23 protein-coding genes are annotated in these 22,236 nt (G+C 73.1%); 9 read left to right on the forward strand and 14 right to left on the reverse strand.

Annotated elements, in window-relative coordinates:
- Nucleotides 1–43 precede the first annotated feature (43 nt).
- The 4 genes from hutI to hutU all read right to left on the reverse strand — a co-directional run bounded on the left by hutI (nt 44) and on the right by hutU (nt 5,617).
- Complete coding sequence (gene hutI / locus ACWCXC_RS06575; RefSeq protein WP_450887026.1) at nt 44–1,231, reverse strand: imidazolonepropionase; 1,188 nt, start codon at nt 1,229–1,231, stop codon at nt 44–46.
- A gap of 47 nt (nt 1,232–1,278) precedes the next feature.
- Nucleotides 1,279–2,664: a formimidoylglutamate deiminase gene (locus ACWCXC_RS06580; RefSeq protein WP_450887028.1), complete on the reverse strand. Its 1,386-nt coding sequence runs from the start codon at nt 2,662–2,664 to the stop codon at nt 1,279–1,281.
- On the reverse strand, nt 2,655–3,869 hold the full coding sequence (locus tag ACWCXC_RS06585; protein WP_450887262.1) for an allantoate amidohydrolase: 1,215 nt from the start codon (nt 3,867–3,869) through the stop codon (nt 2,655–2,657). Before ACWCXC_RS06585 ends, ACWCXC_RS06580 begins: the two co-directional genes overlap by 10 nt.
- A 65-nt stretch (nt 3,870–3,934) precedes the next feature.
- Nucleotides 3,935–5,617: a urocanate hydratase gene (gene hutU / locus ACWCXC_RS06590; protein ID WP_450887030.1), complete on the reverse strand. Its 1,683-nt coding sequence runs from the start codon at nt 5,615–5,617 to the stop codon at nt 3,935–3,937.
- Nucleotides 5,618–5,850: 233 nt separating this feature from the next.
- Here hutU and ACWCXC_RS06595 point away from each other — a divergent pair, with 233 nt between their 5' ends.
- The 4 genes from ACWCXC_RS06595 (at nt 5,851) to ACWCXC_RS06610 (ending at nt 8,010) form a co-directional block, all read left to right on the forward strand.
- Nucleotides 5,851–6,261, forward strand: coding sequence for a hypothetical protein (locus ACWCXC_RS06595; protein ID WP_450683395.1), 411 nt, complete (start codon nt 5,851–5,853; stop codon nt 6,259–6,261).
- Complete coding sequence (locus ACWCXC_RS06600; RefSeq protein ID WP_450683394.1) at nt 6,258–7,037, forward strand: transcriptional regulator; 780 nt, start codon at nt 6,258–6,260, stop codon at nt 7,035–7,037. The genes ACWCXC_RS06595 and ACWCXC_RS06600 overlap by 4 nt, the downstream gene beginning before the upstream one ends.
- A 38-nt stretch (nt 7,038–7,075) precedes the next feature.
- Nucleotides 7,076–7,549 (forward strand): roadblock/LC7 domain-containing protein, encoded by a 474-nt coding sequence (locus tag ACWCXC_RS06605; protein WP_450683393.1) that lies wholly within the window; start codon nt 7,076–7,078, stop codon nt 7,547–7,549.
- Nucleotides 7,550–7,635: 86 nt separating this feature from the next.
- Entirely contained in the window at nt 7,636–8,010 is a 375-nt protein-coding gene (locus ACWCXC_RS06610; protein WP_450683392.1) for a hypothetical protein, read from the forward strand.
- Between the two features lie 63 nt (nt 8,011–8,073).
- Here the strand turns inward: ACWCXC_RS06610 and ACWCXC_RS06615 are convergent, their stop codons facing one another.
- The gene (locus ACWCXC_RS06615; protein ID WP_450683391.1) at nt 8,074–8,928 is read right to left on the reverse strand and encodes a MurR/RpiR family transcriptional regulator; all 855 of its coding nucleotides are present in this window, start codon (nt 8,926–8,928) and stop codon (nt 8,074–8,076) included.
- Between the two features lie 182 nt (nt 8,929–9,110).
- On the opposite strand from ACWCXC_RS06615, the gene ACWCXC_RS06620 reads away from it, so the two are divergent.
- Nucleotides 9,111–9,539 carry a hypothetical protein gene (locus tag ACWCXC_RS06620; RefSeq protein ID WP_450683390.1) on the forward strand — a complete coding sequence of 143 codons (429 nt, stop codon included), beginning with the start codon at nt 9,111–9,113 and terminating at the stop codon, nt 9,537–9,539.
- Nucleotides 9,540–9,566: 27 nt separating this feature from the next.
- Here the strand turns inward: ACWCXC_RS06620 and ACWCXC_RS06625 are convergent, their stop codons facing one another.
- The gene (locus tag ACWCXC_RS06625; RefSeq protein WP_450887034.1) at nt 9,567–10,328 is read right to left on the reverse strand and encodes an SDR family oxidoreductase; all 762 of its coding nucleotides are present in this window, start codon (nt 10,326–10,328) and stop codon (nt 9,567–9,569) included.
- Between the two features lie 150 nt (nt 10,329–10,478).
- On the opposite strand from ACWCXC_RS06625, the gene ACWCXC_RS06630 reads away from it, so the two are divergent.
- Nucleotides 10,479–11,390: a helix-turn-helix transcriptional regulator gene (locus tag ACWCXC_RS06630; RefSeq protein ID WP_450887036.1), complete on the forward strand. Its 912-nt coding sequence runs from the start codon at nt 10,479–10,481 to the stop codon at nt 11,388–11,390.
- Between the two features lie 412 nt (nt 11,391–11,802).
- Here ACWCXC_RS06630 and ACWCXC_RS06635 read toward each other — a convergent pair whose 3' ends face one another.
- Complete coding sequence (locus ACWCXC_RS06635; RefSeq protein WP_450683387.1) at nt 11,803–13,209, reverse strand: cystathionine beta-synthase; 1,407 nt, start codon at nt 13,207–13,209, stop codon at nt 11,803–11,805.
- Between the two features lie 156 nt (nt 13,210–13,365).
- Here ACWCXC_RS06635 and ACWCXC_RS06640 point away from each other — a divergent pair, with 156 nt between their 5' ends.
- The 3 genes from ACWCXC_RS06640 to ACWCXC_RS06650 all read left to right on the forward strand — a co-directional run bounded on the left by ACWCXC_RS06640 (nt 13,366) and on the right by ACWCXC_RS06650 (nt 16,945).
- Nucleotides 13,366–14,421, forward strand: a complete 1,056-nt coding sequence (locus tag ACWCXC_RS06640; RefSeq protein WP_450683439.1) for an SGNH/GDSL hydrolase family protein — start codon at nt 13,366–13,368, stop codon at nt 14,419–14,421.
- A gap of 173 nt (nt 14,422–14,594) precedes the next feature.
- Nucleotides 14,595–15,815 (forward strand): acetyl-CoA C-acetyltransferase, encoded by a 1,221-nt coding sequence (locus ACWCXC_RS06645; RefSeq protein WP_450683386.1) that lies wholly within the window; start codon nt 14,595–14,597, stop codon nt 15,813–15,815.
- A gap of 284 nt (nt 15,816–16,099) precedes the next feature.
- A complete protein-coding gene (locus ACWCXC_RS06650; protein WP_450683438.1) occupies nt 16,100–16,945 on the forward strand; it encodes a hypothetical protein in 846 nt (281 codons plus the stop codon).
- A gap of 116 nt (nt 16,946–17,061) precedes the next feature.
- On the opposite strand, the gene ACWCXC_RS06655 is transcribed toward ACWCXC_RS06650, so the two are convergent.
- The 7 genes from ACWCXC_RS06655 to ACWCXC_RS06685 form a co-directional block, all read right to left on the reverse strand.
- Nucleotides 17,062–17,379 (reverse strand): hypothetical protein, encoded by a 318-nt coding sequence (locus ACWCXC_RS06655; protein ID WP_450683385.1) that lies wholly within the window; start codon nt 17,377–17,379, stop codon nt 17,062–17,064.
- 156 nt (nt 17,380–17,535) lie between these two features.
- A complete protein-coding gene (locus ACWCXC_RS06660; RefSeq protein ID WP_450683384.1) occupies nt 17,536–18,408 on the reverse strand; it encodes a Bax inhibitor-1/YccA family protein in 873 nt (290 codons plus the stop codon).
- 87 nt (nt 18,409–18,495) lie between these two features.
- A complete protein-coding gene (locus tag ACWCXC_RS06665) occupies nt 18,496–18,864 on the reverse strand; it encodes a DUF4259 domain-containing protein (protein WP_450887039.1) in 369 nt (122 codons plus the stop codon).
- Nucleotides 18,865–18,939: 75 nt separating this feature from the next.
- On the reverse strand, nt 18,940–19,353 hold the full coding sequence (locus ACWCXC_RS06670; RefSeq protein ID WP_450683382.1) for a DUF3592 domain-containing protein: 414 nt from the start codon (nt 19,351–19,353) through the stop codon (nt 18,940–18,942).
- A 9-nt stretch (nt 19,354–19,362) separates the two neighbouring features.
- Nucleotides 19,363–19,821, reverse strand: coding sequence for a hypothetical protein (locus ACWCXC_RS06675; protein ID WP_450887042.1), 459 nt, complete (start codon nt 19,819–19,821; stop codon nt 19,363–19,365).
- A 36-nt stretch (nt 19,822–19,857) separates the two neighbouring features.
- Nucleotides 19,858–20,448, reverse strand: a complete 591-nt coding sequence (locus ACWCXC_RS06680; protein ID WP_450683380.1) for a hypothetical protein — start codon at nt 20,446–20,448, stop codon at nt 19,858–19,860.
- Between the two features lie 25 nt (nt 20,449–20,473).
- The gene (locus tag ACWCXC_RS06685; RefSeq protein ID WP_450683379.1) at nt 20,474–22,033 is read right to left on the reverse strand and encodes a hypothetical protein; all 1,560 of its coding nucleotides are present in this window, start codon (nt 22,031–22,033) and stop codon (nt 20,474–20,476) included.
- Between the last annotated feature and the right edge of the window lie 203 nt (nt 22,034–22,236).

Below are 22,236 nucleotides of genomic sequence, written 5' to 3' on the forward strand. Positions count from 1 at the left end.
GGACCTGCCCCGCCGGGCAGGTCCTCGGCGCGTTCGCGGCCCCTCAGCCCCCGTACGGCGCGACCACGCGCTCCCCGCCGCGCCAGACCTCGTGGACGAGCGGCACCCCCGGCCGGTAGGAGAGGTGGACATGGCTGGGCGCGTCGAGCACCACCAGGTCGGCGCGGGCGCCGGGGGCGATCCGCCCGACGTCCTCGCGCCGCAGCGCGGCCGCGCCGCCCGCGGTGGCGGACCAGAGCGCCTCATCGGGGGTCATGCCCATGTCGCGGACGGCGAGGGCGATGCAGAACGGCAGCGAGGAGGTGAACGAGGAGCCGGGATTGCAGTCGGTGGAGAGCGCGACGGTGGCCCCGGCGTCCAGCAGCCGGCGGGCGTCGGGCCAGGCGGCCCGGGTGGAGAACTCGGCCCCCGGCAGCAGCGTGGCGACGGTGGCCGACTGGGCGAGCGCGTCGACGTCGGCGTCCGTGAGATGCGTGCAGTGGTCGGCGGACGCGGCGTCGAGCTCCACGGCGAGCTGCACCCCGGGCCCGTGGCCGAGCTGGTTGGCGTGCACCCGGGGGTGGAGCCCCCGGGCCCGGCCCGCGGTCAGGATCTCCCGGGCCTGGTCCCCGTCGAACGCGCCCCGCTCGCAGAAGACGTCGATCCACCGGGCGTACGGGGCGCAGGCGTCGAGCATCGGTCCGGTGACCAGGGCGACGTACCCGGCCGGGTCGTCGGCGTGGTCCGGGGGCACGATGTGCGCGCCGAGGAAGGTGACCTCGTCGGTGTGTCGGGCCGCGATGCGCAGCGCGCGGGCCTCGTCCTCGACGGTGAGGCCGTAGCCGGACTTGGTCTCGAAGGTGGTGGTGCCCTGGCGCAGCGCCTCCGCGAGGTAGCGGGCGACGTTGGCGTCGAGCGCCTCGTCGGTGGCGGCGCGGGTGGCGGCGACGGTGGTCCTGATCCCGCCCGCGCTGTAGGGCCGGCCGGACATCCGGGCGTGGAACTCCCGGGTGCGGTCGCCCGCGAAGACCAGATGGGAGTGGGAGTCGACGAAGCCCGGGATCACGGCCCGGCCGCCGGCGTCGACGGCGTTGTCAGTGGCGGGTGCTTTGCTTGACTCACCGGTCCAGACGACGCGGTCGCCCTCGATGACGACGGCCGCGTCCCGGATCGGCGCCAGGGGGGAATCACCGCCGAGGGAGGGGTCGTTGGTGATGAGTTCCGAGATGTGGGTGAGGGCGGTCGTCGTCATCGGGGGTCTGCTCTCCTTGCGGACGGTCGGCGGGGCCGGACGGCTGCTCAGCGGTGCAGGGCCGCGACGGCCTCCGCGAGTGCCCGGGGGACGTCGGGGACCAGCACGTGCCGTCCGTCGCGCACGAGGTGGCGCCCCCCGACCACGGTGTGGCGCACATCGGCTGCGGAGGCGGCGAATACGGCCGCTTCGGGTGCCAGCCGGGGCGCCGGTCCAGCCGTTCTGACGGAGTCCATGGCCACGGTGACCAGATCGGCGGGGGCGCCCGGTTCGAGGACGCCCGCGTCGGGCCGGCCGAGCGCGGCGTGGCCGCCGGCGGTGGCCGCGCGCAGCAGGGCGGCGGCGGTCCAGTGGCCGCGGGTCCGGGTGCGCAGGCGTTCGTTCAGCTCCATCGCGCGGGCCTCCTCGAAGAGGTCGATCACGGCGTGGCTGTCGCTGCCCAGCGAGAGCGGGGAGCCCGCGCCCTGGAGGGCGGTGGCGGGGCCGATGCCGTCGGCGAGGTCCCGTTCGGTCGTCGGGCACATGCAGGTGCCGGTGCCCGAGGAGCCGATGAGCGCGATGTCCTCGGGGGTGAGATGCGTGTTGTGGACACCGGTGGTGCGCGGTCCGAGGACCCCGTGGTCGGCGAGGAGCCGGGCGGGGGTGCGGCCGTGGGCGGCGAGGCATGCCTCGTTCTCCGCGGTCTGCTCGGAGAGGTGGACGTGGAGGGGGGCCTGCCGTTCCTCGGCCCAGGCGGCGACGGTGGCGAGCTGGTCGGCGGGGACCGCCCGCACGGAGTGCACGGCGGCGCCGATCAGGGTGTGGTCGTCGCCCTTGAGGAGCGAGGCGCGCTCCGCCCATGCCTCGGCGGTCCCGTCGGAGAAGCGCCGCTGGTGCGCGTCGGGTTCGAGGTGGGCGGAGGGCCGGGGGCCGAAGCCGGCGGAGAGGTAGGCGGTGTCGAGCAGGGTGATGCGGATGCCGGCCGCGCGGGCGGCGGCGATCAGCGCCTCGCCCATCGCGTTCGGGTTGTCGTAGGGGGTGCCGCCCGGCGCGTGGTGCAGATAGTGGAATTCGCCGACGGCGGTGATGCCCGCGAGCGCCATCTCGGCGTACACCGCGCGGGCCAGTGCGTAGTACGTGTCGGGGCTGAGCCGGGACGCGATCCCGTACATGGTCTCGCGCCAGGTCCAGAAGGTGCCGGAGCCGACCTGGACGGTGGAGCGCAGGGCGCGGTGGAAGGCGTGCGAATGGGTGTTGGCGAGGCCCGGCAGGGTGAGACCGCGCAGCGCGGTGGCGCCGGGCGGCGGCGTGGCGACGCCGGTGCGCACACCGGCGATCCGGCCGCCGGCCACCTCCAGGAGGACGTCCGGTTCGGCATGGGTGCCGAGCCATGCCTGGGAGAGCCAGTACGTCTCGGTGACGGGCCTGGCCGTCGGGTGGGTCGTCAGCGGCACGCGAGACCTTCCAGTACGTCGGCGAGTGCGGTGACCCCGGCGGCGCAGTCGTCCTCGTCGGCGTGCTCGGCCGGTGAGTGCGAGATCCCGGTGGGGTTCCGTACGAACAGCATGGCGGTAGGGACCGAAGCGGACAAAATACCCGCGTCGTGTCCGGCGCCGGTGGAGAGGACGGGGATGCCGCGCCCGGTGTCCCGGGCGGCGGAGCCCTGGAGGAGGGCGCCGATCTCGTCCCGCAGCGCGTGGCCGAAGGCGATCTCCGGGGTGAAGGACTCGCGGACGACGTCGAGGTCGACGCCGGTCCGGGCGGCGTGCTCCCGGGCGGCCTCCTCGATCGCGGCGACGACGGTGTCCAGGGTGTCCCGGTCGGCGGCGCGGGAGTCGAGCCAGCCGCGCACGAGGGAGGGGATGGCGTTGACGCCGTTGGGTTCGACGGCGACCTTGCCGAAGGTGGCGACGGCGCCGGCCAGTTCGGCCTCCCGGCGGGCGGCGAGGACGGTCTCGGCGTACGTGAGCATGGGGTCGCGGCGGTCGGCCAGACGGGTGGTGCCCGCGTGGTTGGCCTCGCCCCGGAAGTCGAACCGCCAGCGGCCGTGCGGCCAGATCGCGGAGGCGATGCCGACCGGGTCGCCGGTGAGGTCGAGGGCGCGCCCCTGCTCGACGTGGAGTTCGACGAACGCGCCGATGCGGGCGAGCCGTTCGGGGTCGGGGCCGAGGGCGCCGGGGTCGTGTCCGGCGGCCTCCATGGCCTGCGGCAGGGTGACGCCGTCGGCGTCGCGCAGCCGGTGGGCGGCCTCGACGGTCAGCTGCCCGGCGGTCAGCCGGGAGCCGACGCAGGCAAGACCGAACCGGGCCCCCTCCTCGTCACCGAAGTTGGTGATCGCCAGCGGCCGGACGAACTCCGCTCCCCTGCGGCGGAGTTCGTCCAGCGCGGCGAAGGAGGACACCACGCCGAGCGGCCCGTCGAAGGCGCCGCCGTCGGGCACGGAGTCCAGATGCGAGCCGGTGACGACGGCGCCGGTGGCCAGCGGGTCGCCGAGCCAGGCCCACTGGTTGCCGTTGCGGTCGGTCTCGACGGCGAGCCCGCGGGCCTCGGCCTGCGCGCGGAACCAGGCCCGGCAGTCGGTGTCGGCGGAGGTCCAGGCGTAGCGCCGGTAGCCGCCGCTGTCCTTGTCCCGGCCGAGGGGGGCCAGCTCGCGCCACATCTCCTGGAAGGAGGCGGGGGCGTACGGGACGGGGGCCGCCCCGCCGTCCGCCCGTGCGGAGCGCGTCACGCCGTGGCCTCCGCCGCCCGGTCCCCGTCCTCCGCCATCGGGACGCGGACGCCCTTCTCGGCGGCGACGGACTCCGCGATGTCGTAGCCGGCGTCGACGTGCCGGATGACGCCCATGCCGGGGTCGTTGGTCAGGACCCGCCGGATCTTCTCGCCGGCGAGCTTCGTGCCGTCGGCGACCGTCACCTGCCCGGCGTGGATCGAGCGGCCCATGCCGACGCCGCCGCCGTGGTGGAGGGAGACCCAGGAGGCGCCGGAGGCGACGTTGACCATGGCGTTGAGCAGCGGCCAGTCCGCGATGGCGTCGGAGCCGTCGCGCATGGCCTCGGTCTCGCGGTACGGGGAGGCGACGGAGCCGCAGTCCAGGTGGTCGCGGCCGATCGCCAGCGGGGCGGCCAGTTCGCCGCTCGCCACCATGTCGTTGAAGCGTTCGCCGGCCCGGTCGCGTTCGCCGTAGCCGAGCCAGCAGATGCGGGCGGGCAGCCCCTGGAAGCGGACGCGCTCGCCGGCCATCGTGATCCAGCGGTGCAGGGACTCGTTCTCCGGGAAGAGGTCGAGGATCGCCTTGTCCGTCTTGTGGATGTCCGACGCCTCGCCGGACAGGGCCGCCCAGCGGAAGGGGCCCTTGCCCTCGCAGAACAGGGGCCGGATGTACGCGGGCACGAAGCCGGGGAAGTCGAAGGCGCGGTCGTATCCGGCGAGCCGGGCCTCGCCGCGGATGGAGTTGCCGTAGTCGAAGACCTCGGCCCCGGCGTCCATGAAGCCGACCATCGCCTCCACGTGGCGGGCCATGGACTCCCGGGCGCGCAGGGTGAAGTCGGCGGGCTTCTCGGCCGCGTAGGAGGCCATGTCGTCGAAGTCGACGCCGACGGGGAGGTAGGCCAGCGGATCGTGGGCGCTGGTCTGGTCGGTGACGATGTCGACCGGGGCGCCCTCGGCGAGCAGCCGGGGCAGCAGTTCGGCCGCGTTGCCGAGCAGGCCGATGGAGAGCGGGCGGCGGGCGTCGCGCGCCTCGACGGCGAGCTGGAGGGCGTGCTCCGGGGAGTCGGCGCGGACGTCCAGGTAGCGGTGCTCGATGCGGCGCTCGATGGCGCGCGGGTCGCAGTCGATACAGATCGCGACGCCGTCGTTCATCGTCACGGCGAGCGGCTGGGCGCCGCCCATGCCGCCGAGCCCGGCGGTGAGCGTGATGGTGCCGGCCAGGGTGCCGCCGAACTTCTTCGCGGCGACGGCGGCGAAGGTCTCGTAGGTGCCCTGGAGGATGCCCTGGGTCCCGATGTAGATCCACGAACCGGCGGTCATCTGGCCGTACATGGTGAGGCCGAGCGCCTCCAGGCGGCGGAACTCCTCCCAGTTCGCCCAGTCCCCGACCAGGTTGGAGTTGGCGATGAGCACCCGGGGCGCCCACTCGTGGGTCTGCATGACGCCGACCGGCCGCCCGGACTGCACGAGCATCGTCTCGTCCTGCTTGAGCGTGCGCAGCGTGCGGACCATGGCGTCGAAGGAGCGCCAGTCGCGGGCGGCCTTGCCCGTGCCGCCGTAGACGACGAGCTTGTCGGGGTGCTCGGCGACCTCGGGGTCGAGGTTGTTCTGGAGCATCCGCAGTGCGGCTTCCTGCTGCCATCCCAGGGCGCTCAGTTCCGTACCGCGCGGTGCCCGTACGGGGCGGGGTCCTGACATGGCGGTGCCTCCTCGCGACTGTGAATTCCGTATTCACATCTTGGGTGGCTGAATAGATCCAGTCAACAGGGCGGGGCGGGCGGTCCTGGGGCATCCCGTGGGCGGGACAGGGCGGGGCATTCTCCACGACCTCGCGCATGTACCGATGGAAAATGCCAGAAGCCCCACCTGGAGTGAGCACGTTGCGTAACCTCGGGCTCACAGCCGCACGCAGCGTCGGAGGGGAGTCGGGCGTGCCCGGAATCGACGAGTGCCTGCTCGATGTCATGAGACTGCCCGGTGCCCGGGGCGCCGCCGTGGTCGACTGGACGAGCGGTCTCGCCCTCGGCACCATCGGTGACGCGCCCCACGGCGATCACGAGGCCACCGCCGCGGAGACCGCGGAGGTGGCACGGATGGCGGCCGAGCAGCCCGCCTTCGCCCTCGGCTCGTCCGGCACGACGGACCCCCCGCAGGACCCGGCGGCCCCGCCCGTCGAGGACGTCATCGTCACCGCCCGCTCCGGCTACCACATCCTCCGTTTCGTGGAGACGGACTTCGACAGCAGCGTCTTCCTCCACCTCTGGCTGGACCGCGCGGAAGGCAATCTGGCCCTGGCCCGCATCCGGCTCGGCGAGATGGCCGAGCGGCTGGTCCTGGCATGAGAGCGACCGCCCCCGCCCCGGCCGGTGTCCTCTCCCCGATGCTCCAGCGCCTCGCCGCCGAACGCGCCACCGGCGCCCTGATGCGCGACCGCGGCACCCTCTACCTGGCAGACGGCCAGGTCGTGCACGCCGAGTCCCCGGCCACCCCCGGCATCGACGTCCTGCTCACCCGCGGCGGTTCACTGCGCCGCGAGGGCTGGTGGGACGCGGTCGCCGAGGCCGGCGCCGGACAGCGGGTCGGCCGCCATCTCGTGGACAGCGGCCGGGTGCCGGGCGGGGCGCTGGAGCTGTGCCACCTGGGAGCGCTGTACGACGCGGCGTTCTTCGCCCTCGCCCCGACCAGGACCCCGGCCCGCTTCCGGTACGGGGTCGCCCACTGGATCGGCCCGGTGCGCCCCGTGCCCGTGGAGGCCGTCCAGCGCGAAACGCTCCGGCGACGGGAACTGCTGGACCGCATCTGGCCGGAGGCCGTCACCGACAGCGCCCCGCTGACCCGGACGGGCCACCCGGCCGACACCCCCGTGCCACCCCGCCAGCGCCGCGTCCTTGACCGCGTGGACGGCGTGCGCACCGCCACCGACATCGCCCAGGAGCTCGGCCGGTCCGCGTTCCACATCCTGGTGGACCTGCGCCGGCTCGCGGCGGCCGGACTCGTCGCCGCCGTGACCGGGCCCGCCGGACCGCACGCCTCCGCCCGGGTCGCGCTCCCCGAGGTCACGCCCGACCCCGACATCGCTCTGCTGCGCCGGCTCCGAGACGCATTGGAGGCCCTGTGATACGCGCGCTCAGACAGCGTGCCGGGAGGAGACAGCTGATGGTGCCCGAGGCCGAAGTCCAGGACGTCCTGGCCGAACTCCAGCGGTTACGGGCCCGCGTCCCGCTCCTCTCGGGCGCCCTGGCGGCCAGTACCGACGGCCTCGTCCTGGCGCACGACACCCCCGGCGTGGAGGCGGAGGGCGTCGCCGCCCTCACCGCGGCCGCCCTCGGCGTCGCGATCCGGATGACGGAGGCGACCGGCCGCGGCGGCTTCCGCGAACTGCTCGTCCGCGGCGAGTCCGGCTACATCGCGACGTACGCGGCGGGATCGCAGGCCGTCCTCACCCTGCTCGCCGAGGACCGCATCAACGTCGGCCGGCTCCATCTGGAGGGCCGCAGATCGGGCGCCCGGATCGGCGCCCTCGTCGACACCGCCCTGGACCGCGCGCCGCAGCCCGCCGCCGGGCACCGGCCCCCGCAGCCCCGTACCGCACCCCAGCAGCCCGGCGCCCTGCCGCACCGCCCGACATGACCCCCGCGCACCCCCCGCAGCCGTCCGGCACGCCCCAGAAACGGAACCGGTCCTCCCGACCGGTCAGGGAAAGGAAACGAGCAAGCATGGCGAACACCGAAGCGTCACTGAAGGAAGCGATGTCGTCCATCGAGGGCACCACCGGTGTCGCCCTCGTCGACTACACGAGCGGCATGGCGCTGGGCACCCTCGGCGGCGGCAAGGACTTCAACCTGGAGGTCGCCGCCGCGGGCAACACCGATGTCGTCCGGGCCAAGCTGCGGACCATGGAGCACCTGGGCATCAAGGACGAGATCGAGGACATCCTGATCACCCTGGGCACCCAGTACCACCTGATCCGGCTCCTCAAGTCCCGCGGCAACAACGGCCTGTTCCTCTACCTGGTGCTGGACGCGGGGCGGGCCAACCTGGCGATGGCCCGCCACCAGCTGAAGAAGATCGAGGCCGATCTGGAGGTCTGAGCGGGGCGCGCCCCCTGCCCGGCGGGTGGTCCGGGGTCCCGGACCCCGCCGGCCCGGGGGCCCTCACTCGACGAACAGCCCCCGCGCCGCCGCCGTCGCGTCGAACTCCTCCAGCCTCGCCTGCGCGTCCGGCAGGTCGTCGCACATGGCCTCCAGCAGCACCCGCCCGAGCAGCATCGGCGCGCAGGCGGTGTCGAAGGCGAGGCCCGTGCCGACGGCGGCCGGAATCAGCAGATCGCTGTGGGCGGCCACGGGGGCGAACGCCGAGTCGGCCACGGACACCACCGTGAGCCCCTGCCCGCGCGCGTGGGCGAGGGCATCGACGGCCTCGCGGGGATGGCGGGGCAGCGCGAAGCAGATCAGGGCGGTGGCCCCGGCCCGCCGGCCCGCGTCGATCCGGTCGTGCAGCATGCTGCCGCCCTCGTCGAGCACCCGGACGTCGGGGTGGACCTTGGCCGCGAAGTACCCGAAGCCCCGGGCCTGCGAGGAGGCCGCGCGCAGCCCGAGGACGAGGAGCGGCCGGGAGGCGGCCAGCAGCCGGCCGGCCCGTTCGACGGGTCCGGGGTCGGCGAGCAGATCGGCGAGGTGGCGCAGGTTCTCGATCTCGCCGAGCACGGCCTGCTGGTATGCGTTGGGGGTGTCGGCGGCGTCCTGGTCCGGGTCGTCGGCCGGTCCGGCGGGGGCGTACGCGCGCAGGTGGCGGCGGAGCGCCGGGTAGCCGTCGAAGCCGAGGGCGACGGCGAAACGGGTGACGGAGGGCTGGCTGACCCCGGCCAGCTCGGCCAGTTCGACGCTGGAGAGGAAGGGGGCGTCCCCGGCCCGGCGCACCATGGAATGGGCGATGCGCCGCTGGGTGGGTGTGAGCCGGCGCCCCTCGAACAGCTGCTGCAACCGCGCGCCCGCGCTGCTCCCGCTCATCCTGTCCCCTCGCTGGATCCCGGGGCCGAGAACCGGCACCGCCGGATCCATTCAGCCAGCCGGTCGTCTGCATGTCCATATGCAGCCGGGCGGGCCGGGCCTCCGCACCCGCCTCCCGGCCCCCGGAAACCGGGGGGTTAGCCCCACTGACGCGACCGCCCCCGCTTCGTACGGTGGTCAGCATGGACGCACCCGACACCGAGCTCAAGAAGGAGCTCAACGCCACCCTCCGGGCCCGCGGGGAGCTGGGGGACGAGTACGAGTCCGCGCTCGTCGACTCCTTCCTGGAGAAGGTCGAGCAGCGGCTCGACACCACGCTCGACCGACGGGTCCGGCGCCATCTCGCGGAGCAGCGGGTCGCCGTGGCCCGCGGGGCGCGCGCCCCGGAGTCGCCGCTGGGCCACTTCGGCGAGCGCTACGGACTGGCGATCATCTCGCTGGTCCTGGCGATCCCGCTGTCCGCCATCGCCGTGGCGAACGCGGGCATCGGCGGGCTGCTCGTCGCCTGGTCCGGCATCGTCGGGGTGAACGCCTTCCAGGCGGCCGGCAGCGGCGGGCTGTTCCGGAACAACCGGGAGCGGCGGCGGGCGGCGTCCGACTGGGAGGAGTGAGCCGGGAGCGCGCGAGGCGGCACGGTCTCAGGCCTGCCGGGTCGGCAGGACGACCAGCTGGCGCAGGTTGACGTGGCGGGCCCGGCTGGTGGTGTACGCGATCAGGTCGGCGATCTCCTCACCGGACAGTCCCCCCAGGGCGTCGAACATGCCGCCGAGCGCCCCGCTGAGCCGCGGGTTGTCGATGTGGTCGCCGAGTTCGGTGGCCGTCAGACCCGGTTCGATGTTGGTGACGCGCACGTCGCGGGGGCCGAGTTCGGCGCGCAGCGAGGCCGAGAGGTGGGTGAGCGCGGCCTTGGTGGCGCCGTAGACCGCGTAGTCGGGGAAGACGACGTGGGCGCCGATCGACGAGATGTTGACGAGGTCGGCGGTGCGGCCCTCGGCGGCGGCCGCGAGCAGGTCGGCGGTGAAGGCCCGGGTGATCCGCAGGGCCCCGGTCACATTGGTGTCGATCATCCGCTGCCATTCGTCGGCCCGGCCCGCGTCGAGCGGGTTCGGCAGCATCACCCCGGCCGCGTTGACGACGAGGTCGACCGGGCCGAGTCCGGTGCGTACGCGGGCGGCGGCGGCGTCCACGGAGGTCTGGTCGGTGACGTCGGCGGGGACGGCGAGCGCCCGGCCGCCGTCGGCGGTGATCCGGGCGGCCAGTTCCTCCAGCCGCTCGGCGCGGCGGGCCAGCAGGGCCACCCGCACTCCGTGGGCGGCGAGCAGCCGGGCGGTCGCCCCGCCCATGCCGCTGGCGGCTCCGGTGACGACGGCGGTGCGGTCCGCGAGCGTGGCGTACGACATGGTGGGTGCTCCTCCGGCCGGTTCCCCCGGGGCGCATCCCCGGGGCCGGTGACCACTCTGGGGCGGGGCGCGGGGGCTACCCAGGGGTGCGTCCTTCCTGGGTCCGGCAGTACCAGGCTCGGCGGGCGCCGCTCTTCTACGATCGACCGCATGGACGGCGATCTGGGGGACTTCCTCCGCTCACGGCGTGCCCGCATCCGGCCCGAGGACGTGGGGCTGAGCTCCTACGGCCGGCGGCGCGTCCCCGGGCTGCGCCGGGAGGAGGTGGCGCAGCTGGCCGGGGTGAGCGTCGACTACTACATCCGGCTGGAGCAGGGGCGCGGCCCCAGCGTCTCGGACGCGGTGCTCGACGCGATCGCCCGGGTGCTGGGCCTGGACGAGACGGAGCACGCGTATCTGCGCACGGTGGCCCGTCCGGCGTCCCGGGTCGGCGCGGCGGCCCCGGCACGGCGGGTGCGGTCGGGGGTGCGGCTGCTGCTGGACGCGTTGGAGGGGGCGCCCGCCTTCGTGCTGGGGCGCCGGCTGGACGTGCTGGCGTGGAACGCGCTCGGGGACGCCCTGAACGGTTTCTCCCGGATGGCGCCGGACGAACGGAACATGCCGCGCCAGGCGTTCCTGGACCCGGGGGCGCGCGCGCTGTACCCGGACTGGCCGGCCGTGGCGGCGGAGACGGTGGCCCATCTGCGGCTGGACGCCGGGCTGCACCCGGACGACAAGGTGCTGGCGACCCTGATCGGCGAGCTGTCGATGCGGAGCGAGGACTTCCGCCGGCTGTGGGCGGACCACGGGGTCAAGGCGAAGACGCACGGCGTGAAGCGGATCGCCCATCCGGTCGTGGGCGAGCTGACCCTGCCCTACGAGACGCTCGCGCTGCCGGGAGACCCCGGGCAGTCGCTGGTGGTCTACACCCCGGAGCCCGGTTCCGCGACGGCGGAGCGGATCGCCCTGCTCGCGAGCTGGGCCGCGCCGGACGGGGAGTCCCGGCGGAGGAACGTCCGGGGGGACGGCACGGGGAACGGCAGCGGGGGCGGCAGGGAAGGCGGCGCGGGGAGCGGCCGGTAAGGCGGCGCGGAGAGCGCCGGGGAAGGCGGCGCGGGGAGCGGCCGGTAGGGCGGCACGGGGCGGCCGGTAAGGCGGCCCTGAGAGCGCCCGGGATCGGCGCGCGTAGATGTGTCGCGGGGACCGCCGCACCCCCGGTTTCCCAGGGGGCGGGACGACGGCGGTCCCCGCGAGGGACGCGGTCCGGGTCAGGGCCGGTCGCGCGTCCGGGCGACGGTGGAGGTCCGGGAGCCGCTCCGTAGTCCGGTGTCGCCGTATCGGTGCCGGCGGTTCTCCCCCGCCGACATCCACCACTGTGCCCGAGCCGTGTTAAGCGGGTGCTGCGTGGACGTGTCGCGCTCGTACCGTTTCCGGAAAGACCGCCATCACGGGGGACGGGACCGGACGGCCCCGCCCCCGTGGCGCCGGGCGGCTGCTACGCGCCGTCCTTGGCGGTGTCCTTGGCGAGGAAGGCCAGCAGGTCCTGGCGGCTGACGACGCCCTTGGGCTTGCCCTCCACCAGGACGATCGCCGCGTCGGCCGCGCCCGTACCGCCGAGCACCGCCATCAGGTCCTCGACCGGTTCGCCGGAGCCGACCTGCGGCAGCGGCGGCGACATGTGCTTCTCCAGGGGGTCGGAGAGCGAGGCGCGCTGGGCGAAGAGCGCGTTGAGCAGTTCGCGCTCGACGACCGAGCCGATGACCTCGGCGGCCATCACGTCCGGGTGGCCGGCGCCGGGCTTCACGATCGGCATCTGCGAGACGCCGTACTCGCGCAGCACGTCGATGGCCTCGCCGACGGTCTCCTCCGGGTGCATGTGGACGAGGGTGGGGATCGGCCCCTCCTTGTGGTTCAGGACGTCCGCGACCCGGGCCGAGGGGCCGGTGTCCTCCAGGAAGCCGTAGTCGGCCATCCACTCGTCGTTGAAGATCTTCGAGAGGTAGCCGCGTCCGCTGTCCGGGAGGAGGACGACGACCACGTCGTCGGGGCCGAGCCGCTTGGCGACCTCCAGGGCGCCCACGACCGCCATGCCGCAGGAGCCGCCGACGAGCAGTCCCTCCTCCTTGGCGAGGCGGCGGGTCATCTGGAAGGAGTCCTTGTCGGACACCGCGACGATCTCGTCGGTGACCGTGCGGTCGTAGGCCGTCGGCCAGAAGTCCTCGCCGACGCCCTCGACCAGGTACGGGCGTCCGGAGCCGCCGGAGTAGACGGAGCCCTCCGGGTCGGCGCCGATCACCTGGACGGCACCGTCGCTGACCTCCTTCAGATAGCGGCCGGTGCCGCTGATGGTGCCGCCGGTGCCGACGCCCGCGACGAAGTGGGTGATCCTCCCCTCCGTCTGCTCCCACAGCTCCGGACCGGTGGTCTCGTAGTGGGAGCGGGGGTTGTTCGGGTTCGAGTACTGGTCGGGCTTCCAGGCACCGGGCGTCTCACGGACCAGCCGGTCGGAGACGTTGTAGTACGAGTCCGGGTGCTCCGGGTCGACCGCCGTGGGGCAGACGACGACCTCGGCGCCGTAGGCGCGCAGCACATTGATCTTGTCCGTGGACACCTTGTCCGGGCAGACGAAGATGCACTTGTAGCCCTTCTGCTGCGCGACGATCGCCAGGCCGACGCCCGTGTTGCCGCTGGTGGGCTCGACGATCGTGCCGCCGGGCCGCAGCTCGCCGCTCTGCTCGGCGGCCTCGATCATGCGCAGGGCGATGCGGTCCTTGACCGAGCCGCCGGGGTTGAAGTACTCGACCTTGGCCAGGACCGTCGCCTGGATGCCGGCCGTGACGCTGCGCAGCCTCACCAGCGGGGTATTGCCTACGAGACTGATCATCGAATCGTGGTATCGCACCGTGTCACTCCGGGGTCTCCGAGATGGTGCGGCCAGCGTATGCGCACCGGCACCGGATTGGGCGACGCGATTGAACGACGGTCGGTTGGGGGCAGGTAGCACTGTGTACGGCGGTACGGCGACGAGGAGGTGGACCGGACTGTGTCGAGGGCACGGGTGGCACGGCGGATCGCGGCGGGCGCGGCCTACGGCGGTGGCAGCATCGGGCTGCTGGGCGCAGCGGCCGCAGGCGTCTTGCTGGCGGAGGTCCAGCTGGCGAAGCGGCAGGTGGGCGGCGGTATCGCCCCGGTCCCGCCGAGCGCGGACGGGCGGTACGGAGTGGCGTTCGCCGGTCCGGCGGAGCCCTTGCGGTTCGGACTCCTCGGGGACTCCACGGCGGCCGGGCAGGGGGTGCGGCGAGCCGGGCAGACCCCGGGGGCGCTGCTCGCCTCGGGGCTGGCCGCGGTGTCCGAGCGCCCGGTGGACCTGCGCAACGTGGCACAGCCGGGGGCCCGCTCGGACGATCTGGAGCGGCAGGTCTCGCTGCTGCTGGCGGACCCGGCCCGTACCCCGGACGTCTGCGTGATCATGATCGGGGCGAACGACGTGACGCACCGGATGCCCGCGACCCAGTCGGTGCGCTGTCTGACGACGGCGGTTCGGCGGCTGCGCACGGCGGGCGCGGAGGTCGTCGTGGGCACCTGCCCGGACCTGGGCACGATCGAGCCGGTCTACCAGCCGCTGCGGTGGCTGGCCCGCCGGGCGAGCCGGCAGCTGGCGGCGGCGCAGACGATCGGCGCCGTGGAGCAGGGCGGGCGGACGGTGTCGCTGGGCGATCTGCTGGGACCGGAGTTCGAGGCGAACCCCAGGGAGCTGTTCGGCCCGGACAACTACCACCCGTCGGCCGAGGGGTACGCGACCGCGTCGATGGCGGTCCTGCCGACGCTGTGCGCGGCGCTCGGGCTGTGGCCGGAGTCCGATCATCTGGACGGGGCGCGCCGCGAGGACATGCTGCCGGTGGCCAAGGCGGCCTCGCAGGCGGCCATGGAGGCCGGTACGGAGGTCACCGGGGCGCGGGCGCCGTGGGCGCTGCTCAAGCACCGCAGACGGCGGCGGCTGCCCGCGGCCACGGAGCCGCATCCGCACGAGGAGCCGCGGAAGGCGGAGGGCGGTTCGACCCGCGTGGAGCGGCACTCCGGGACCGGCACGGACGCCTCGCCCCGGCACGCGTGAGGGGACCGGAGCCCCGCGCCGGCCGGGCCCCGGGGCGCCCCGGCGCCGAACTGAGCGGTTGCTTAGAAAAGAGTCGGGCATCACATGCCGCGTCGGGTGACCTCGGCAGTACGTCCGGGTAACTTCCAGAGCAGTCCTGCCTGACAGCCTTCCAGCCCTCATGGAGCCGCGTGATGCCCGAAGCCGTGATCGTCTCTGCTGCCCGTTCGCCCATCGGCCGGGCCTTCAAGGGTTCGCTGAAGGACCTGCGGGCGGACGACCTGACCGCCACGATCATCCAGACCGCCCTCGCCAAGGTCCCGGAGCTGGACCCCGAGGACATCGACGACCTGATGCTCGGCTGCGGCCTGCCCGGTGGCGAGCAGGGCAACAACCTGGGCCGCATCATCGCGGTGCAGATGGGGATGGACCATCTTCCCGGCTGCACGGTCACCCGCTACTGCTCCTCGTCGCTCCAGACGAGCCGCATGGCGCTGCACGCGATCAAGGCGGGCGAGGGCGACGTCTTCATCTCGGCCGGCGTCGAGATGGTGTCCCGCTTCGTGAAGGGCAACTCCGACAGCCTGCCGGACACGCACAACCCGCTCTTCGCCGAGGCCGAGGCCCGCACCGCGGCCCGTGCCGAGGAGTCGGGCGCGAGCTGGCACGACCCGCGCGAGGACGGGCTGGTCCCGGACGCGTACATCGCGATGGGCCAGACCGCGGAGAACCTGGCGCGGCTCAAGGGCGTCACCCGCCAGGACATGGACGAGTTCGGCGTACGGTCGCAGAACCTCGCCGAGGAAGCCCTGAAGAACGGCTTCTGGGAGCGGGAGATCACCCCGGTCACCACCCCCGACGGCACCGTCGTCTCCAAGGACGACGGCCCGCGCGCGGGCGTGACGCTGGAGGGCGTGCAGGGCCTCAAGCCGGTCTTCCGCCCCGACGGCCTGGTCACCGCGGGCAACTGCTGCCCGCTCAACGACGGCGCCGCCGCCCTCGTCATCATGTCCGACACCAAGGCGCGCGAGCTGGGCCTGACCCCGCTGGCCCGGATCGTCTCCACCGGCGTCTCGGGCCTCTCCCCCGAGATCATGGGGTACGGACCGGTCGAGGCGAGCAAGCAGGCGCTGAAGCGGGCCGGGCTGACGATCGACGACATCGACCTGGCCGAGATCAACGAGGCGTTCGCCGCCCAGGTGATCCCCTCCTACCGCGACCTCGGGCTGCCGCTGGAGAAGGTCAACGTCAACGGCGGCGCGATCGCCGTCGGGCACCCCTTCGGCATGACCGGCGCCCGGATCACCGGCACGCTGATCAACAGCCTCCAGTTCCACGACAAGCAGTTCGGCCTGGAGACCATGTGCGTCGGTGGCGGCCAGGGCATGGCGATGGTGATCGAGCGCCTGAGCTGAGCGAACGCCGCACGGACCGGGCCGGGGCCGCGCACCCGGCCGGGATGGCCGGTTCCGAGCCCCGTCCGTGACCGAATCTCCCCCAGGATGTGACCTATCTCCTGGGGGAGAGCCATTTCCGCAGGTCACACCAGGAACAGGGGTAGACCCCGGGCACAAAGACCTGTCCAATTCGTGACGTAATGCACTGACACATGGTGCCGGTAGAGCACAAGCTGATGTAGGAAGTCGGGGGATCGATTGAAACCGGGAGTATGTCAGTGAGCGCCATGCCTCTTGCCCTGTTGCTGACCACCGCCGCTGCCACGGCCGTGGGCGCTGCCGCGCTGCACGCCGCTCACGGGCTGCGCCGCCAGGTGGCCGCCCTCCGCCGGGAGCTGGCCGACGGCCACGCCCGTACCGCTGCCGTACCCGCCCAGAACCGTCATGACACCACCTCGGCCTCCGCCGCCGAGATCCGCGCGGCCGTCGCCGAGGCGCTGGCCGAGGAGCGGGAGCGCGAGCTGGCCGAGGCCCGTGCCTTCTGGGCGACGCAGGAGGCACGCGACGCCGCCGACGCCCCGTCCCTGCTGGGCGGCCTGGCCGGGCTCGGGGAGGACGCCCCCTTCTTCATGCCGCGCCAGAGCGATCTGGCCGGGCTGGACTCCCTGGACCTGGACGCCACCGAGGCCCTTGAGGAGCTGACGGAGCTGGCCGGGCTGACGGACCTGCCCGACATGGCCGACCTCCCGGAGACCGCCGAGTTCGCCGAGGACTCCCCCGAGCTGGCGGCGGCCCGCCGCCGCCACCCCTCGCACCCGGACTTCGTCCCGGTGCAGACGCCCGTCGTCACCGACCACGAGCGCACCGTGAACCGGCTGGAAGAGCTGGCCGACAGCCGGACCGAGCTGTCCGACGTCCGCCCCGGCCCGCTGGGCACGCTCGACGTCTACGTGTTCGCGGACGGCACCACGCTCTGTATGACCCCCGGCCACCGCGAGACGGCCGAGCAGCTGGCCGCGTCGCTGCGGGCCGGTGAGCACCCGGTGCTGCTGGGCGGGTCCGGCGTCTCCGGCGCCTACGCGCTGACCTTCTCCTGCGGCAAGGAGAACGTCTACATACTGGCCGACCGCGTCATAGCGAGCTTCTAGCCCGCGACGACCGGTCTCCGGCCCCACCGGGGCACAGCGGCCCTCACCGGCCGCCGCCGGGACACCGCGGGGCGCACCCGCGGACCGGCAGCACCACGACCGCACCCGCGCCGGCCTCAGGCGAACGCCCGGCCGGCCGCCTCCTCCACGTAGCGCACGGCCTCGTCCAGCTCCTCGGACGGGGCCGTTTCCAGTGCCGCGGCCAGATCCCGGCCCGCGACGGCGAGCTGGTCCCCGACGGCGAAGATCCCGGCGTCCGGCATGATCCGGGGCTCCCGGCCGGGCTCCTCGGCCCGCTGGGCCCGCACGGCCAGCTCCCGGGCGGCGGCCAGTCCCCCGGCGGCCGCTCCCCGCTGGAGCCTGCTCTGCGGGGCGGCGCGCAGCCGGTCGGCGAATCGGTCCACGGCGATGATCAGGGGCGTCGTATCGAGCACCCCGCGACCCTACGCGCCCGCACGCGCCCCGGGCCAACGGCCGGAGCCCGCGCGCGTGCGCCCGTGGCCGCGCCCGCGCACGACGACGGCCCGCGGGCTCCTGCCGGAGTCCACGGGCCGTATGCGTCAGGTCGCGCGCCGGGACGGCGCGCCGCCTCAGTCGTCGCCGCTGAGGATGGAGAGCAGGCGCAGCATCTCCAGGTAGATCCACACCAGGGTCATGGTGAGGCCGAAGGCGGCCAGCCAGGACTCCTCGCGCGGAGCGCCGTACGCGATGCCGTCCTCGACCTGCTTGAAGTCCAGCGCCAGGAAGCAGGCGCCGAGGATGATGCCGATGACGCCGAAGAGAATGCCGAGGCCGCCGCTGCGGAAGCCCAGGCCGTCGCCGCCGCCGAACACGGCGAACAGCAGGTTGACCACCATGAGGAGCATGAAGCCCATCGCGGCGGCCATCACGAAGCCGTAGAACCGGCGGGTGACGCGGATCCAGCGCATCTTGTACGCCAGCAGCACACCGGCGAAGACGCACATGGTGCCGAGCACCGCCTGCATCACGACGCCCGGTCCGATGTACGTGCTGACCGCGCTGGAGATGACGCCGAGGAAGACGCCCTCGAACGCCGCGTACGCCACGATCAGCGCCGGGACCGGGGTCCGCTTGAAGGACTGGACGAGCGACAGCACGAAGGCGATCAGCGCGGCGCCGATCGCGATGCCGTACGACTTGCCGAGGTTCGCCTCGTCGACGGGCAGCAGCGCCCACGCCAGGGCGGCGCCGAGCACGACCGTGCCCAGCGTGATCGCCGTGCGCGTCACCACGTCGTCGATCGTCATCGCGCCGGTACGGGCCGGCGCCGGGGCGCCCGTCTGCGCGTAGGGGTTGGTGGCGTACGGGTTCGGGGCGGTGCCCTGCGCGTACGGGTTGGCACCCGCTGCGGGGGCCCCGGCCTGCGGCGCCGTGTTGAAGCCCGCGTAACTGTTGTCGCGGCTGAAGCCCCGTCGCGAGAAGACCGGGTTGCTGCTCCTCATCTCACTCCTCCATGGCCACCCAGCGTGGCCTTCCCACAAGAGTAATGGGTAGGCAAAGCATTCTCCCTAGTGCCAGGGGAGGATCTTTCAGGAACCCGCGGACGCCTCGGCCAGTCGCTCGAAGGTCTCGTCGAGGACCGCTCGGCGCTCCTCCTTGTACCCGTCGGACGGTTCCAGGTCGTCGATGGTGCGCTCCCAGACGTCCATGAAGGTCTTCTGCCAGGAACGGACGAGGGCGGGCTGCGGAAGGGTGACCCCGGCCCAGCCCTGCCGGTGCAGGAGGAGGAGCAGTTCCAGGTCGCAGGGGACGCTCACCCCGCCGTACTCGTCGGGTTCCAGCTCGACCGGGTCGCCGTTCATCGTCTCGGTGATGCCGGCGACCAGCCGGGCGACGAGGTCGCCGAGGTGGTCGGCCGCCGTGTCGCTGTCGAAGTTGCCCGCGCCCCAGGTGCCCACGGTCCGCCTCCTTCGTGTGTGCCGTCCGTTCACGACCATGACAGCAGGCCGCACTGACAGTGGCGGGGGGACGGTTCAGCGGAAGAGGTTCTGGGGGAAGTCCGTGAGGAACATCAGCAGCACGAGCCCCATCAGCACCACGGAGAACGCCCCCTCCGCCAGGGCGGCGCGGGGGCTGCCCGCGAGGGTGGCCGTGCGGTGGGGGTCGGCGGGGTCGTAGCGGACGGTGACCCGGGCGCCCTCGACGTAGCGCTTGTTCCCGCCGTCCTGGAACTCGACCCACTGGCCGTCGCGCGCGGTGAACGCGAAGACGTGCCAGGCCCGCCGGTCGCCCGAGGAGCCCGTCGCGGTCGTGCGCTCCTGGACCCGGACGCAGCGGGCCGGGGCGGTCACGCCGGAGCGCGCGCCGCGCACCTGCCGGACGGTCCGGCCCAGGGACCGGACCGCCACCGCGGCGACGACCGCGGCGATGACGAGCGAGGAGTCCATGAGCACCTTCTAACCGTTGCGCAGCCTGTCGACGAGGAATCCCACCGCACACCCAACCACCAGGACCACCAACTGCACCAGGAAGGTGAGGACGGTGAGGTCCCCGCCCTGGGAGAGGAAGACCAGCAGCTGGAGCGCGACGGCCGGGGTGAACGCCGCGAACCAGTGCCGTACCCGCGACTCCCGCGAGGCCCCCTGGTGGAGGGCGGCCGCGGCCCAGACGCCCAGCGCCACACAGGCCGCGGTCGGCAGGTGGAGGAGCAGGACGGTGCGGACCGGCGAGTCCATCGTGGAGACGTCGTCGCCCGTGATGACGTCCCAGACGAGCACCGCGAGGGCGACCTCGGTCACCAGCGTCACCACGATGCCGCCGGCCCACGGCAGCATGAGGTTGAGGAACCGCGGCCGGTCGTCGCCGGAGGCGGGCGCGGATCCGTACCCGCGGTGGTGTACGTCGTATCGGGACATGGGGCTGCCTCTTCGTCGTCGCCCGGTGCGCGGGAGCTACTTGACCTGGATGCTGTCGACGATCTTCGTCCGGTCCGCGTCGGTGAGCTTGCCCTCCTGGGCGTCGATGCGGACGGAGTAGATCTTTCCTGCGGAGTCGACGCCCGTGATGACCACGCCGTCGACCTTGGCGCCCTTGGGGGGCGACTGCGGCAGCCCCGTACCGGTGTAGGTGAAGTCGATGCGCTTGGCGCCCTCGGCCCCCTCGATGCCGGCGTCCTTTGTGGCCTTCACCTCGGTGGACGCCATCAGCAGCGCCCGGCCGACCGAGGCCGCGTCGTCGCCGGTGGCGGCGTCGGCGAAGCCGCTCTGGATGGTCACCTTCACCGTCGCCCGGTCGCCCTCGGTGCGCAGGGCCGCCGCGTCGTTGAGCTTGCCGCGCTCGGCCGCCGACTGCTCGGTGAGGTCGGCGGGGTAGGCCAGGGACACCGTGGGGCCGGTGAGCTTCTTCCAGTCGGCGGGCGCGGCCGGAGCGGCCCCGTCCGAGGACTTCTCGCCACCGCAGCCGGCCAGTACGAGCCCGGCGCCGAGGACGGCGGTCGTGACGGCGACGGCCCGCACCGCCCGCCGGACGGAAAGCTTGGTCATGATCACGTCTCCTTGTACCGGTGGATCACTTGGCACAGTAGCTGTACGGGAAGAAGGAGCGCTGACCGTTGGACGGGGCCCCCAGGAACTCGGCCTTCGTCAGGTTCTTCTCGGACTCGGAGCTGGTGTAGGCCCCGTTGATGCCCGCTATCTCCAGGTTGATGTCGAGCCCGATCTCCTCGGAGGAGGAGGAACCGTCGTACTCCTGCTTGCTGACCTGGCCGTGGTTGAACGCGTAGTGGCCGAAGGGGTCGCCCGGGCCGGGGTCCTTGGTGGGGACCGGGGTGCCGGTGAAGAGGTAGGTGAAGGCGCTGTTCATGCCCTGGCCGGAGAAGAGCTGCTGCTTGATGGCGTCGGACTCGGCCTGGCTCAGGTTCTTGTCGTCCAGCGGGACGGTGGTGGTGACGACCTGGGTGGTCGTGCCGCCGCCCTTCTCGTTGCCGTTGATGTCGCCCTTGAGACCGGCGTTGGCCTCGGCCTTGCCCTCCAGGGTGCGCGTCATCGTGATGCTCTTCAGCTTGCCGGTCTTGCTGTCGACGGTCACGGTGATGGCACCGGCCGCCGAACCGGCGGCCTCCGCGCCCGCCTTGGCCGGACCGGCCTCGCCCTTCGCGTAGGCGCCGCCGCTGACCTTGGCCTGGTAGGTGTACGCGTCGGTGTTGTTGATGTGGTTCTGCGTCAGCGTGACCTCGGAGGACTGGGAGATCTTGACGCCGGCCTCGATGGTGGCGCCGGGCTTGGGCGCCGGGGTCGTCGTGCCGTCGGGGTTGGTGGTGTCGGGGGTGTTCATGCCCTTGCCGAACTGGAGACCGGCCTGGGCGGCGGCTTCGAGGCCGATCTTCTGGGTGGTGATGTGCTTGTTGCCGAGCTTGTCCTCGATGTTCTGCTTGAGGCGGCTCTCCTTGGCCTTGGGCCCCTTGCCGAACCAGCTGGCGACCTCGGTGGAACCGCCGATGATCGGGCTGAGGTTGGAGAGCTTGTTGAGCCGGCTGAGCTTCTTGTACTCCTGGAGGTCCTTGCGGAACTGGTCCGCCTCCTCCTGGGAGTCGAAGATCCAGGTGTCGCCCGTGGTGACCGTGAGACCGGCGGCCAGCTCGACCTTGTCCTTGCCGACGTCACCGATCTTGATGCCGCCCTTGGGCTTCTCGGTGCCCTTGACGGAGCCGGCGTCGGTGAAGGTGAGCGAGACCTGCTCGTCGTTCTCGTCGACCTTGCCGTCCTTGTTGACGTCGGTCTTCGCCTTGAGGGTCGTCTCCTCGAAGCCGAACTCGCCGCCGAACTCGATCCCGAGCGTCTCGAAGGACACCCCGAACTTGCCGCCCTCGGTCCCGGCCTTGGTCACCGTGGCGCAGGTCAGCGGCTCGAACGCGGCGTTGGGATCGCCGCCCGCGTCGCCCCCGGTGCCGCTGGAGCAGCCTCCGCCACCGCCCCATACGGACGAGATCGCGCAGGAGAACCGGGAGCTGACCCGGCCGCCGAGGTCGGTCACCAGGAGGGCGCCCACGATGGCCACGGCCACCAGGACCATGCCCACGTACTCCAGGGCCGTGCCGCCCCTGTCGTCCCATGCTCCGCGCGAGGACATGAGCCCCCGACACCTCGTCCGTGGCATGTTGTCCGTCCTCCCCGATGGCCTTAGGGCTCGGAGGTTACGAGAGGAACAGCCGTGCGGACACGGGCCCGTGGGCCCAAATGCGGTGGCTCATTCCGGACGTTCCGCCGGGGAAGCCGTGGGCCCAGTGGGTCCAGGGGTCCCGGAGCGGTCACGGCGGGGGCCGCGGCAGGGGT

This window comes from Streptomyces sp. NPDC001515 (assembly GCF_053597115.1).